Here is a 12840-nt window from a genome sequence, read left to right as displayed (position 1 = left end):
CCGTTATCATTCAGACAAATCAGACCAGTGGCTGAAGTATAGGTCTGACCTGTGAAAATGTTGCAAGTTTGTTTTTGAAATATTTCCAACCTGATATCAAAAAAGAGATCTGCTTAACAAAAAGCCAGCGGTAAATAACAAAATTCTTACCATTCCTTAGCAGGCGCTCATTTTTATTTGTGATTTCCATCACTTAAAACACCCAGTAAAAGTAAGTGCTAGTGATTGCCGGCGCGGAAGCGTAAAATACCTGCAGAATTTTGTGGCTTTGTGCCGGTGAGTAAAACGGCAATTTGGGCTGATAACCGAGGCCCTTGAGGAGAACCAATCATGTCAGATGCAATTAATAAATGCAGCGCCCAGGAAACCGCCGCGTGTTGCTGCGTGGATGTCGGCACCGTGATGGATAACACCGATTGCACCGCGTCCTACAGCCAGGTGTTCAGCAATCAACAAGATGCGCAAGCCATGCTGGCCGCCCTGAGCGAAAAGGCGCGCGCGGTAGAATCCGACCCTTGTGACATCAGCAGTAGCATTAAACCGGTTGACGGCGGCGTGCAGTTGGAGGCCGATTTCACCTTCGCCTGCCAGGCGGAAACCCTGATCTTCCAGCTCGGCCTGCGTTAATCCCCGCTTTACCCCCGGCGCCGCCTGCCGCGCGTCGGGGATTGCCTTCCCCACACCGCCCCCGATAGAAAGTGCGCCTGCTCGCAGTTTTGATCTCTGCCGGTTTGCCAAATGTAACCGTTTGGTTAACAATGACCTCATCAGGTCAGACCTCTTTCTGCCCATTGCGCTGACGTTATTTTCTTCAGGAGCATTTATGAGTAAGCCACTGCCGTTGGTGACCCGTTATGGTGACCGCATTGCGATTGTGAATGGACTGCGTACCCCCTTTGCCAAACAGGCGACTGCCTATCACGGCATTCCGGCGGTGGATTTAGGGAAAACGGCGGTGAGCGAGCTGTTGGCGCGCAGCGGCATCGATCCGCAGCTTATCGAACAACTGGTGTTCGGCCAGGTGGTGCAAATGCCCGAGGCGCCGAACATCGCGCGTGAAATCGTGCTGGGCACCGGCATGAGCGTCCATACCGACGCCTACAGCGTGTCGCGCGCCTGCGCCACCAGCTTCCAGGCAATCGCCAACGTGGCGGAGAGCATCATGGCCGGCAGCATCAGCGTCGGCATCGCCGGCGGGGCGGACTCTTCTTCCGTTTTGCCGATCGGCGTCAGCAAGGCGCTGGCACGCACGCTGGTGGACGTCAACAAGGCGCGTACGCTGTCGCAGCGTCTCAAACTGTTCAGCCGGCTGAAATTCCGCGATCTGATGCCGGTGCCACCGGCGGTGGCGGAGTATTCCACCGGACTGCGCATGGGCGATACCGCCGAGCAGATGGCGAAGAGCCACGGCATCACCCGCGAGGCGCAGGATGCGCTGGCGCACCGTTCCCACGAGCTGGCGGCCAAAGCCTGGCAGCAGGGGTGGCTGCGCGATGAGGTGATGACCGCCTACGTACCGCCGTACCGCGCGCAGCTTTCTGAAGACAACAACATCCGCAAAGATTCCAGCCTGGCGTCCTACGCCAAGCTGAAACCGGCGTTCGATCGCAAGCACGGTAGCGTCACCGCGGCCAACAGCACACCGTTGACCGACGGCGCGGCGGCGGTGTTGATGATGAGCGAGTCGCGCGCCAAAGAGCTGGGGCTGCAGCCGCTGGGCTATTTGCGCAGCTTTGCCTTCGCCGCCATCGACGTGTGGGAAGACATGCTGCTGGGGCCTTCCTACGCCACGCCGCTGGCGCTGGATCGCGCCGGTATCGGCCTGGCCGATCTGACGCTCATCGACATGCATGAAGCCTTCGCCGCGCAAACGCTGGCCAACCTGAAGATGTTCGCCAGCGAAGAGTTCGCCCGCGAGAAGCTTGGCCGCAGCCAGGCGATCGGCGAAGTGGACATGGACAAATTCAACGTTCTGGGCGGTTCCATCGCCTATGGCCACCCGTTCGCCGCCACCGGCGCGCGCATGATCACCCAGACGCTGCATGAGCTGAAACGCCGCGGCGGCGGGCTGGGCCTGACCACCGCCTGCGCCGCTGGCGGGTTAGGGGCCGCGATGATCGTGGAGGTGGAATGATGAGCTTTGAAAACGCATTGCATGAACAGCGCGCCAAACCGTCGGCCTTTCAGCTGACGATTCGCCCCGACAACATCGGCGTGATCGCCATCGACGTGCCGGGCGACAAGGTGAACACGCTCAAGGCCGAGTTCGTCGAACAGGTGAACGACGTGCTGATCCGGGCGCAACAGCATACCGCGCTGGAAGGGTTGGTGATCGTTTCCGGCAAGCCGGACTCGTTTATCGCCGGCGCCGACATAACCATGATCGCTGCCTGCACCAGCGCCAAAGAGGCGGAAACGCTGGCCAAGAAAGGGCAGAGCACACTGGCGCAGATCGCCGCGTTCCCGGTGCCGGTGGTGGCGGCCATTCACGGCGCCTGCCTGGGCGGTGGGCTGGAACTGGCGCTGGCCTGCCACGGCCGCGTCTGTTCGCTCGATGACAAAACCGCGCTCGGGCTGCCGGAAGTGCAGCTGGGCCTGCTGCCGGGCTCCGGCGGTACACAGCGCCTGCCGCGCCTGGTCGGTGCCGCCAAGGCGCTGGACATGATCTTGACCGGCAAGCACATTCGTGCCCGCCAGGCGCTGCGCATGGGGTTGGTGGATGACGCCGTGCCGCAGTCGATTCTGTTGCAGACCGCTATCGAGCGGGTGAAACAGGGCTGGAAACATCAGCGCGAGCTGCCGTGGCAGGATCGCCTGCTCAACGGCCCGCTGGGCAGAAATCTGCTGTTCAGCATCGTGCGCAAGAAAACGTTGGCGAAAACCCACGGCAACTACCCGGCGGCGGAGCGTATCATTCAGGTGGTGCGCACCGGGCTGGATCACGGCAGCGCCAGCGGTTATGAGGCCGAAGCGCGCGCCTTCGGCGAACTGGCGATGACGCCGCAGTCGGCGGCGCTGCGCAGCCTGTTCTTCGCCTCCACCGCGCTGAAAAAAGAGCGGGGCGGCAATGCTCAGCCGCGCGCCCTGCACCGCGTCGGCATTCTCGGCGGCGGTCTGATGGGCGGCGGCATCGCCTGCGTCACCGCCACCCGCGGCGGTTTGCCGGTTCGGATCAAAGACATCAATGAAACCGGCATCAATCACGCGCTGAAATACAGCTGGGACGTGCTCGGCAAGCGGGTGCGCAGCAAGCGCATGCGCCCGGCCGAGCGGCAAAAACAGATGATGCTGATCTCCGGCTCTACCGATTACACCGGCTTTGAACAGGTGGATGTCGTGGTCGAGGCGGTGTTTGAAGATTTGGCGCTGAAGCAGCAGATGGTGGCCGAGGTCGAAGCAAACTGCGCGCCGCATACCGTGTTCGCCTCCAATACCTCCTCGCTGCCTATCGGCCGCATCGCCGAAAAAGCCCAGCGGCCGCAGCAGGTGATCGGCCTGCACTACTTCAGCCCGGTGGACAAGATGCCGCTGGTGGAAGTGATCCCGCACGCCGGCACCAGCGAAGAGACCATCGCCACAACCGTGGCGCTGGCGCACAAGCAGGGCAAGACCGCCATTGTGGTGGGCGACAGCGCCGGTTTTTACGTCAACCGCATCCTGGCGCCGTACATCAACGAAGCGGCGCGCTGCCTGCTGGAAGGCGAGCCGATGGAGTCGCTGGACAAGGCGCTGGTGGACTTCGGTTTCCCGGTCGGCCCCATCACCCTGCTGGATGAAGTGGGCATCGACGTCGGCACCAAGATCATCCCGGTACTGGTCGAGGCGCTGGGGCCGCGCTTCGCCGCGCCGGCTGCGTTCGATGCGGTGCTGAAAGACGGGCGCAAAGGGCGCAAGAACGGCCGCGGCTTCTATCTCTACCCGAGCGAAGGGCAGCAGCGGCAGCGGCGCAAACGTGCGGATACCTCATTGTATACGCTGCTCGGCGTCACGCCGAAGGCGCACATGCTGCCGGCGACCGTCGCTCAACGCTGCGTGATGATGATGCTGAACGAAGCGGCGCGCTGCCTGGACGAAGGCGTGATCCGCAGCGCGCGCGACGGCGACATCGGCGCAGTGTTTGGCATCGGCTTCCCGCCGTTCCTCGGCGGCCCGTTCCGCTATATGGACGAACTCGGCGCCGAGAAAGTGGTGAAGACGCTGGACTACCTGCGTCAGCAGCACGGCGAGCACTTCGCCCCGTGCGAACGCCTGCAGCGCATGGCGCAGCAGGGCGAGCGCTTTTACCCGCTGGGGAGCTGAACGCAGGGCGGCCCGATTTGCACTATAGTTGCAACAGGGCCGCGTTGTGATCGCCATCACTCCTTGCAACAGCGTCAGCCGGTGAGGCTGTACAGCGAGGCGGAGGCAGCGGTAAGTTAGCTTGACCGCCATCAATAAATTTCATGGCGGCAAGGTTAAAATTTAACCCGTTGAATTGCTTGTTCTGTGAGCAATCGAGGTTTGCCCGGAGAGGATTGCTGTAAAAAACAGCGTTTTCTTTACGCAAACTTTCAGGCAAAATGCCCGGCCGCCATAAAGAGACGGCGCGTTATCGTTTTAAAGCTTTGGCTTTGGGTTGTAAAACTCGGCGGTACAGCACGCACGGCGTTTCTGTATAGCGTTACTTTGTCAACAACAGCGGTGCAATATGCAAGTTTTGATTATGCGTCACGGAGAGGCGGCGCTCGAGGCAGCCAGCGATGCGGTAAGGCCCCTTACCCTATGCGGCCGCGACGAGTCCCGTCAGATGGCGGCCTGGTTGAACACCAAGTCTGTGGATATTGAACGCGTGCTGGTCAGCCCCTATCTGCGGGCCGAACAGACGCTGGCGACGGTGCGTGAAGCCTTGACGCTGCCGGAGGGCGAAGAAGTGCTGCCCGAGCTGACGCCGGGCGGCAACGCCGAACAGGTCGGCAGCTATCTGCAGGCGCTGGCGATGCAGGGGGTGAGCTCGGTGCTGATCGTGTCGCACCTGCCGCTGGTGGGCTATCTGGTGGCCGAACTGTGCCCGGGTGAGTGCCCGCCGATGTTCGCGACCTCGGCGATTGCCAACGTCGATCTGCCGGCGGACGGCAGCTACGGCAAGTTTGAATGGCAGGTCAGCCCGTCGCAGGTGATGGCCAAAGTGTGAGCCGCGGATGCGGTGCGGAATAAACTCAGGGCGATGTCTGACATCGCCCTGAGTCGTTTCTGCGGGTCTACTCGGCCAGCTCCACCAACAGCAGGATGGCGGCGTTGCCGCCCCATTCCTTCGGCGCCTGGTGGAACGCCAGCACGTCGGGATGCTGCGCCAGCCACAGCGGCGTTTGCTGTTTGAGAATGTGCTTGCCGTGCCCGTGCATCACGCAGGCGCAGTGCACGTGTTCGCGTTTGCAGGCGGCGATCAGCGCCCCCAGCTCCTGCTTGGCCTGCAGCTGGGTCAGGCCGTGCAAATCGAGAAACAGCTCCGGCGAATAATCGCCGCGTCGCAGCTTCTTCAGCTCATACGGGCTGCTGCCGGGGCGCACGTAGCGCGTCGGGCCTTCCTCTTCCAGCTGCGGCTGGTATTCATCTGAAAAATAATAGCTGGCATCGACCTGCTCCTGCAGCAGCCGCTGCGGGGCAATCTGTTTGACCTTGGGTTTCGGCGGGCGGTGGACGATGGTGTCCTGGCGCAGCTTTTTCGCGCCCGCCACCGACTCTCTGAAGAGCTGTTGTTCGTCTTTGCTCAGAGGGGGCTTGTTCTTCATGCTTCATTCACCGGAAATCGTTTATTTCGCTAGTTTACCTTGTGAACGAGCGCTGTCGACGCAAAACTCGGGCCAGAATGAAAAGCGCGAGGGGCAAGCGTGATTTGTCGCGGGCTTCATGGCAAACTATGCGGCTAAATCATGAAACACAGCGCCTGCCGGAGGGCAAATTGGACAAAATTTTCGTCGACGAAGCAGTGAACGAACTGCACACCATTCAAGATATGCTGCGCTGGACGGTAAGCCGTTTCAACGCCGCCAATATCTACTATGGTCACGGAACCGATAATCCGTGGGACGAAGCGGTGCAATTGGTGCTGCCAAGCCTGTTCCTGCCGTTGGATATTCCGGAGGACATGCACACCGCCCGTCTGACCTCCAGCGAGCGCCATCGCATCGTTGAGCGCGTGATCCGCCGCGTCAACGAGCGTATCCCGGTCGCCTACCTGACCAACAAGGCCTGGTTCTGCGGCATGGAATTCTACGTCGACGAGCGCGTGCTGGTGCCGCGTTCGCCGATCGGCGAGCTGATCAACGATCGCTTCAGCGCGCTGATCCCACACCCGCCACGCCATATCCTCGACATGTGTACCGGCAGCGGCTGTATCGCCATCGCCTGCGGCTACGCTTTCCCGGAGGCGGAAGTGGACGCGGTGGACATCTCCAGCGAGGTGCTGGCGGTGACCGAGCGCAACATTCAGGCGCACGGCGTCGAACATCAGGTGATCCCGATCCGTTCCGATCTGTTCCGCGACGTTCCCGCGATCCAATACGATCTGATCGTCACCAACCCGCCGTACGTCGATGCGGAAGACATGTCCGATCTGCCGCAGGAGTTCCGCTTTGAGCCGGAGCTGGGCCTGGCGGCGGGCAGCGACGGCCTGAAGCTGGTGCGCCGCATCCTGGCCTGCGCGCCGGACTACCTGACCGACGACGGCGTGCTGATTTGTGAAGTGGGTAACAGCATGGTACACCTGATGGATCAATATCCGGACATTCCGTTCACCTGGCTGGAGTTCGAAAACGGCGGCGACGGCGTGTTCATGCTGACCAAACAGCAGCTGGTGGATTGCAAGGAACACTTCAGCCTCTACCGCAGCTAAACCGCATTTCCAGGGCCCGCACGGCGGGCCTCATAACGATAAAAGACTAACGGTAAGGAGCCGTGATGGCAGGAAACAGTATTGGGCAGATTTTCCGCGTCACCACCTTCGGTGAATCTCACGGGGTGGCGCTGGGTTGTATCGTCGACGGCGTGCCGCCCGGCATTCCGCTCACCGAAGCCGATTTGCAACACGATCTGGACCGCCGTCGTCCGGGCACCTCGCGTTACACCACCCAGCGCCGCGAACCGGATCAGGTGCGCATTCTCTCCGGCGTATTCGAAGGCGTGACCACCGGCACCAGCATCGGTTTGATCATTGAGAACACCGATCAGCGCTCACAAGACTACAGCGCCATCAAAGACGTGTTCCGTCCCGGGCATGCCGACTACACCTACGAACAGAAATACGGCCTGCGCGACTATCGCGGCGGCGGCCGTTCTTCGGCGCGTGAAACCGCCATGCGCGTCGCGGCGGGCGCTATCGCCAAGAAATACCTGCAGCAGAAGTTCGGCGTGCAGGTACGCGGCTATCTGGCGCAGATCGGCGACGTGACCTGCGAGCTGAAAGACTGGGACCAGGTCGAGCAGAACCCGTTCTTCTGCCCGGATCCGGACAAGCTGGAAGCGCTGGACGAACTGATGCGCGCGCTGAAAAAAGAGGGCGACTCCATCGGCGCCAAGGTCAGCGTGATCGCAGAAAACGTGCCGGTTGGCCTGGGCGAGCCGGTATTTGACCGTCTCGACGCCGATCTGGCGCATGCGCTGATGAGCATCAACGCGGTGAAAGGCGTGGAGATCGGCGACGGGTTTGCCGTGGTGACCAAACGCGGCAGCGAAAACCGCGATGAAATCACCCCGGAAGGCTTCCAGAGCAACCATGCCGGCGGCATTCTCGGCGGCATCAGCAGCGGCCAACCGGTGGTGGCGCATCTGGCGCTGAAGCCGACCTCCAGCATCATGGTGCCGGGCCGCACCATCAATCGCCAGGGCGAAGCGGTGGAAATGGTCACCCGCGGTCGCCACGATCCGTGCGTGGGCATCCGCGCCGTGCCGATCGCCGAAGCGATGATGGCGATCGTGCTGATGGATCACCTGCTGCGTCAGCGTGCGCAAAACGGTGATGTGGTTTCCGACGTGCCTCGCTGGTAATCGCCATGAAAAACTGGATGTTGGGCCTGGTGGCCCTGACGGCCTCCGCCTCCGCCATGGCGCTGACGCCGTGGCAGAAAATCGATCACCCGGTGGCCGGCGCGCCGCAGGCGGTGGGCGGTTTCGCCAACGGCTGCATCATCGGCGCGCAGCCGTTGCCGCTGAACTCACCGAACTACCAGGTGATGCGTACCGACCAGCGCCGCTATTTCGGCCACCCGGATCTGCTGGCGTTTATTCAGCGCCTCAGCAGCCAGGCGAACCAGAAAGCGCTGGGCACGGTGCTGATCGGCGACATGGCGATGCCGGCCGGCGGCCGCTTCAGCAGCGGCCACGCCAGCCACCAGTCGGGGCTCGACGTCGACATCTGGCTGCAGCTGCCGCGCCAACGCTGGAGCGCGCAGCAATTGCTGAAACCACAGCCGATCGACCTGGTATCAGGGGACGGCAAACAGGTGGTGGCCAGCCAATGGCAGCCGCAAATTGAGTCGCTGATCAAGCTGGCGGCGCAGGACGCGGAGGTGACACGCATCTTCGTCAACCCGGCGATCAAGCAGCGCCTGTGCCTGGATGCCGGCGCCGATCGCGCCTGGTTGCACAAGGTGCGCCCGTGGTTCGGCCATCGTGCGCACATGCACGTGCGCCTGCGCTGCCCAGCCGGCAGCCTGGAGTGCCAGGAGCAGGATACGCCGCCGCCGGGCGACGGCTGCGGCGCCGAACTGGCGAGCTGGTTCGTGCCGCATCAGCCTAACGCCAAGCCGGGCAAATCCGTGCCGCCGCCGTTACCGCCGACCTGTCAGGCATTGCTGGATCACCATTTCTCAGCGGAATAACACATGGACTGGTTTGTCATTGGCCCCGAGATGCTCGGGGTGTTGTTTGCGGTAGCGCTGCTGGCGGGGTTTATCGATTCCATCGCCGGCGGCGGTGGGTTGCTGACGGTACCGGCCCTGCTGGCGGTGGGGGTTCCCCCGGCGCAGGCGCTGGCCACCAACAAACTGCAGTCGGTCGGCGGCTCCTTCTCCGCCAGCCTGTACTTTATTCGTCGGCGTGCGGTGAACCTCAACGACCAAAAGCTGACGATATTTCTGACGCTGATCGGTTCGATCGCCGGCGCCATTCTGGTGCAGCATATGCGCGCCGATTTGCTGCGGCAGATGTTGCCGTTGCTGGTGATCGGCATTGGCCTCTATTTCCTGCTGATGCCGCGGCTGGGTGAGGAAGATCGTCAACGCCGCCTCGGGGCCTTGCCGTTTGGGCTGGTGGCCGGTGGCTGCGTCGGGTTTTACGACGGTTTCTTCGGCCCCGGTGCCGGGTCTTTCTACGCGTTGGCCTATGTGACGCTGTGCGGTTTTAACCTCGCCAAGTCCACGGCGCATGCCAAGGTGCTGAACTTCACCTCCAACGTCGGCGGGTTGGCGCTGTTCATCATCGGCGGCAAGGTGGTGTGGAGCATCGGTCTGGTGATGCTGGTGGGGCAGGTGCTGGGGGCGCGTCTGGGGGCGCACATGGTGCTGACCCGCGGGCAGAAGCTGATTCGGCCGATGATCGTGATCGTCTCACTGGTGATGAGCCTCAAGCTGCTGTACGACAATCACGGCGCGGAAATTCAGCAGTGGTTGACCGCCCTGGTGCACGGCTAAAGATGAAGAGGGGGCCGCTTACGCGCCCCTGTCTCCTCATCGGTTATCGGGTATAATGGCCTCTTTATTTTTGTGGTTATAGAGTTTTTATGTCAGACATGCAGACCCGTCATCGCTATGAACAGCTGATCGAGATCTTCAATCAGTGCTTCAGCGATGACTACAACACCCGCCTGGTGAAGGGCGACGACGAGCCTATCTACCTGCCGGCCGACGACGAACTGCCGTATCACCGCATCGTGTTTGCCCATGGCTTCTACGCCAGCGGCCTGCACGAAATCTCGCACTGGTGCATCGCCGGCGAAGCGCGCCGCCAGCTGGTGGACTTCGGTTACTGGTATTGCCCGGACGGGCGCGACGCGCAAACCCAGAGTGAATTCGAAGCGGTAGAGATCAAACCGCAGGCGCTGGAATGGATGTTCTGCGTGGCGGCCGGTTTCCCGTTCAACGTCAGCTGCGACAACCTGAACGGCGACTGCGAGCCGGATCGCATCGCGTTCCAGCGCAAGGTGCGCGCCCGGGTATTGGCGCTGCTGGAGCAGGGAATACCCACACGGCCTGCGCGCTTTATTCAGGCGTTGCAATCGTTCTACAATACGCCACCGTTGGCGGCCGAGCATTTTCCGTACCCGGAAGATCTCAACTGACGCCACAGCCCGCTATTTAATGAGGAAATTTGATGATCGCAGAATTCGAAGCGCGCATTTTGGCGCTGATTGATGACATGGTAGAGCACGCCAGCGATGATGAACTGTTTGCCGGTGGCTACCTGCGCGGTCATCTGACGCTGGCGGTGGCCGAAGCGGAAGAGCAGGGTGAGCACACTGCCGAAGCGCTGAAGGCGCGGGTGGAAGAGAGCCTGCACAAGGCGATCGCCGCCGGGGAACTCTCGCCGCCGGATCAGATCCTGGTGCGCGGCATGTGGGAAAACCTCTATCAGGCCGCCACGCCTGCCGCCTGACCGCCATGCCGGGGCGCATCACCGCGCCCCTCATTTATGAATTAAACCGCACGCCCTTTCAGCAGCTTTCGTATCCACATCCGATTCGGATTCAACGCCGCCAGCAGGCGCGCATCGCCCGGCAACGGTTCGCCGAACAGCTGCGCCGCCAGAATTTCCGCTGCCAGCGGCGCCGAGCACAGCCCGCGCGATCCCAACCCGCCGATAGCGAACAGGCCGGGATAGACCGGCGCATCGGCGACGGTTTCGCCGCGCTGGTTCTGCCGCTGCAAATCCTGATACTGCGTCACCGTGGCCTGATAGTCCGGCAGCGCGCCGACCATCGGCAAATGATCGCGGGTGGCGCTGCGCACGCCGCAGCGCGCCTGATGAGCGCTGACGTCCACCTGCTGCGGCCAGGCCTGCTCAGGCAGGCAGCGCAGCAGGCGCTCGCGGTTTTCCTGTTGCTCCTGCTCGCGGTAGTCGGTGGCGGTGTCGCCACGCTGGTAGCTGGCGCCGATGCAGTGTTGGCCGTTGTTGGCATTGACCGGCGTCAGGTAGCCGTCGTAGCACAAGACCTGTTTCAACTGACCGAGGGCCGGCGAGCTTGGGATGTGCGACACCTGCCCGCGCACCGAGTACAGCGGCAGGGCTTGCGTCGGCGCCAGCTCGGCCAACCGGTGCCCGTTGGCCAGGATCACCGTCGCATGGCGGTGGCTTTCGCCGTGGGTGAAGTCGATACGCCAGCCGTTTTCTTCACGCGCCAGCGCCTGCGCATCGTGCCGGTAGCGGCAGACCAGACCCTGCCGCTGCGCCAGCGCGATAGCGCCGCGCGTCAGCTCGGCCGGGCAGAGCCAGCCGCCCTGCGGGTAGGTGATGCCGCCAAAGCCGGTATCGACGCCGCACAGTTCACTGAGCGTCTCGCGGTCGGCCGCCATCGCCAGCGCCGGCGGCCAGTCGGTTTTCAGCATATTGGCGATCTTGGCCCCACTCTTTTCGTCGTAGGCCAGCTGGCTGACGCCGCACCACTGGTGATCAAAGGTGACGCCTTGTTGCAAGAGGGTGTCGTATTGACGACGGGCGAAGGGAAACGCGGCGCTGAAGAAACTCTCCAGCGCGTCGCCGCTGCCGTTCAACAGAGGATAAATCGCCCCCTGACGGTTGCCGGAAGCGCCCTCGGCCGCCTGCTCGTCGGCGCAGTACAGCGTGACGCTGGCGCCGCGCCGCAATAAGGCCAACGCGGTGAGCGCGCTGGCGACGCCGCCGCCGATCAGGGCGATGTCGGCGGTGTTGTCCGCCGCCGGACGCCGATACCAGGGGGCCGGGTGGGGTGTAGGCTGCGTATCGGCCGGCAGACCGCCTGCGAGCATCTCACGTTTTTGGCCGAAGCCTTTGCAACGGTTGACCTGAAAACCGGCCTGCTGCAAGCCGCGGCGCACGAAGCCGGCGGCGGTAAAGGTGGCGAAGCTGCCTTCCGGCCGGGCGAAACGCGCCATGGCGGCGAACAGTTGCTCGGTCCACATGTCGGGATTTTTGGCCGGTGCGAAGCCGTCGAGGAACCAGGCGTCGATCTGGTTATTCATGCTGGCGTCGAACTGAGGCAGCAATTCGTTGACGTCACCGAACCACAGATCGAGCGTAATGCGGCCTTCGGCCAACAGCAGGCGATGGCAGCCCGGCAGCGGCAGCGGCCATTGGGCGCGCAGCTCGTCGGCATAGGGAGCCAGCTCCGGCCAGCGCGCATGCGCCGCCGCCAGATCGGCCTGCTGAAGGGGGAATTTTTCAAAGCTGATAAAGTGCAGGCGTTGCAGTGCGGCGTCCGGCTCGGCCTGGCGGAAGCCCGCGAAGGCCTGCCACAGGGTCAGGAAATTGAGCCCGGTGCCGAATCCGGTTTCCGCCACCACCAACAGCGGGCGCGGGTGAGTGGCGAAACGCTGCGGCAGCCGGTTGCCGTGCAGGAAGACATAGCGGGTTTCTTCCAGCCCATCCTGATTGGAAAAATAGACGTCATCAAACTGTTTCGAAACAGGTGTACCCTGTTCGTTCCAGGTTAGCGTTGCGGTTTGGATGGGGGCGTGGTTCACGGTCAATAGCTCGAAATTCAAGGGATGCCGCGAATTCTAACGGCGCTGGCGCCCTGGCGCAAACTGGACAACAATAAAGCTGAAAAACGCTGATCGGACTTGTTCGGCTTACATCTGTACGCTAAAGTGCGATGCAAAATCCCGTAGGTAA

General features: G+C 62.3%; 12 protein-coding genes. 10 read left to right on the top strand and 2 right to left on the bottom strand.

The window, feature by feature from the left end; genetic code table 11:
- Positions 1-330 precede the first annotated feature (330 nt).
- From ACJ8QI_RS13705 to sixA, 4 genes are all read left to right on the top strand, one after another.
- Complete coding sequence (locus tag ACJ8QI_RS13705; protein WP_197658651.1) at positions 331-627, top strand: YfcZ/YiiS family protein; 297 nt, start codon at positions 331-333, stop codon at positions 625-627.
- A 196-nt stretch (positions 628-823) separates the two neighbouring features.
- Positions 824-2134, top strand: a complete 1311-nt coding sequence (gene fadI / locus ACJ8QI_RS13700; protein ID WP_442532653.1) for an acetyl-CoA C-acyltransferase FadI — start codon at positions 824-826, stop codon at positions 2132-2134.
- Complete coding sequence (fadJ, locus tag ACJ8QI_RS13695) at positions 2134-4299, top strand: fatty acid oxidation complex subunit alpha FadJ (RefSeq protein WP_087763421.1); 2166 nt, start codon at positions 2134-2136, stop codon at positions 4297-4299. The genes fadI and fadJ overlap by 1 nt, the downstream gene beginning before the upstream one ends.
- A gap of 388 nt (positions 4300-4687) precedes the next feature.
- Positions 4688-5170, top strand: a complete 483-nt coding sequence (sixA, locus tag ACJ8QI_RS13690) for a phosphohistidine phosphatase SixA (protein ID WP_004936230.1) — start codon at positions 4688-4690, stop codon at positions 5168-5170.
- Between the two features lie 67 nt (positions 5171-5237).
- Here the strand turns inward: sixA and smrB are convergent, their stop codons facing one another.
- Complete coding sequence (smrB, locus tag ACJ8QI_RS13685) at positions 5238-5768, bottom strand: endonuclease SmrB (RefSeq protein ID WP_004936226.1); 531 nt, start codon at positions 5766-5768, stop codon at positions 5238-5240.
- A 170-nt stretch (positions 5769-5938) separates the two neighbouring features.
- Here smrB and prmB point away from each other — a divergent pair, with 170 nt between their 5' ends.
- The 6 genes from prmB (at position 5939) to ACJ8QI_RS13655 (ending at position 10626) form a co-directional block, all read left to right on the top strand.
- Positions 5939-6871 (top strand): 50S ribosomal protein L3 N(5)-glutamine methyltransferase, encoded by a 933-nt coding sequence (prmB, locus tag ACJ8QI_RS13680; protein ID WP_033648158.1) that lies wholly within the window; start codon positions 5939-5941, stop codon positions 6869-6871.
- 65 nt (positions 6872-6936) lie between these two features.
- Complete coding sequence (aroC, locus tag ACJ8QI_RS13675) at positions 6937-8022, top strand: chorismate synthase (RefSeq protein ID WP_033635387.1); 1086 nt, start codon at positions 6937-6939, stop codon at positions 8020-8022.
- Between the two features lie 5 nt (positions 8023-8027).
- The gene (gene mepA / locus ACJ8QI_RS13670) at positions 8028-8855 is read left to right on the top strand and encodes a penicillin-insensitive murein endopeptidase (RefSeq protein WP_038876512.1); all 828 of its coding nucleotides are present in this window, start codon (positions 8028-8030) and stop codon (positions 8853-8855) included.
- 3 nt (positions 8856-8858) lie between these two features.
- A complete protein-coding gene (locus tag ACJ8QI_RS13665) occupies positions 8859-9665 on the top strand; it encodes a sulfite exporter TauE/SafE family protein (RefSeq protein ID WP_025303718.1) in 807 nt (268 codons plus the stop codon).
- 98 nt (positions 9666-9763) lie between these two features.
- On the top strand, positions 9764-10312 hold the full coding sequence (locus ACJ8QI_RS13660) for an elongation factor P hydroxylase (RefSeq protein WP_162215436.1): 549 nt from the start codon (positions 9764-9766) through the stop codon (positions 10310-10312).
- A 32-nt stretch (positions 10313-10344) separates the two neighbouring features.
- A complete protein-coding gene (locus ACJ8QI_RS13655) occupies positions 10345-10626 on the top strand; it encodes a YfcL family protein (protein ID WP_016926855.1) in 282 nt (93 codons plus the stop codon).
- 41 nt (positions 10627-10667) lie between these two features.
- On the opposite strand, the gene mnmC is transcribed toward ACJ8QI_RS13655, so the two are convergent.
- A complete protein-coding gene (mnmC, locus tag ACJ8QI_RS13650; protein WP_442532652.1) occupies positions 10668-12689 on the bottom strand; it encodes a bifunctional tRNA (5-methylaminomethyl-2-thiouridine)(34)-methyltransferase MnmD/FAD-dependent 5-carboxymethylaminomethyl-2-thiouridine(34) oxidoreductase MnmC in 2022 nt (673 codons plus the stop codon).
- Between the last annotated feature and the right edge of the window lie 151 nt (positions 12690-12840).

This window comes from Serratia sp. CY84636, from assembly GCF_052166245.1.
In the GTDB taxonomy this organism is placed as follows: domain Bacteria; phylum Pseudomonadota; class Gammaproteobacteria; order Enterobacterales; family Enterobacteriaceae; genus Serratia; species Serratia nevei.
The sequence above is the reverse complement of the archived record's forward strand: the minus strand, read 5'-3'. Positions and strand labels throughout refer to the sequence as shown.

Coding starts and splice junctions, on each gene's coding strand:
- fadJ (WP_087763421.1), top strand. CDS start 2,134: ATGAGCTTTGAAAACGCATTGCATGAACAGCGCGCCAAACCGTCGGCC.
- sixA (WP_004936230.1), top strand. CDS start 4,688: ATGCAAGTTTTGATTATGCGTCACGGAGAGGCGGCGCTCGAGGCAGCC.
- ACJ8QI_RS13660 (WP_162215436.1), top strand. CDS start 9,764: ATGCAGACCCGTCATCGCTATGAACAGCTGATCGAGATCTTCAATCAG.
- smrB (WP_004936226.1), bottom strand. CDS start 5,768: ATGAAGAACAAGCCCCCTCTGAGCAAAGACGAACAACAGCTCTTCAGA.
- ACJ8QI_RS13655 (WP_016926855.1), top strand. CDS start 10,345: ATGATCGCAGAATTCGAAGCGCGCATTTTGGCGCTGATTGATGACATG.
- ACJ8QI_RS13665 (WP_025303718.1), top strand. CDS start 8,859: ATGGACTGGTTTGTCATTGGCCCCGAGATGCTCGGGGTGTTGTTTGCG.
- fadI (WP_442532653.1), top strand. CDS start 824: ATGAGTAAGCCACTGCCGTTGGTGACCCGTTATGGTGACCGCATTGCG.
- mepA (WP_038876512.1), top strand. CDS start 8,028: ATGAAAAACTGGATGTTGGGCCTGGTGGCCCTGACGGCCTCCGCCTCC.
- aroC (WP_033635387.1), top strand. CDS start 6,937: ATGGCAGGAAACAGTATTGGGCAGATTTTCCGCGTCACCACCTTCGGT.
- ACJ8QI_RS13705 (WP_197658651.1), top strand. CDS start 331: ATGTCAGATGCAATTAATAAATGCAGCGCCCAGGAAACCGCCGCGTGT.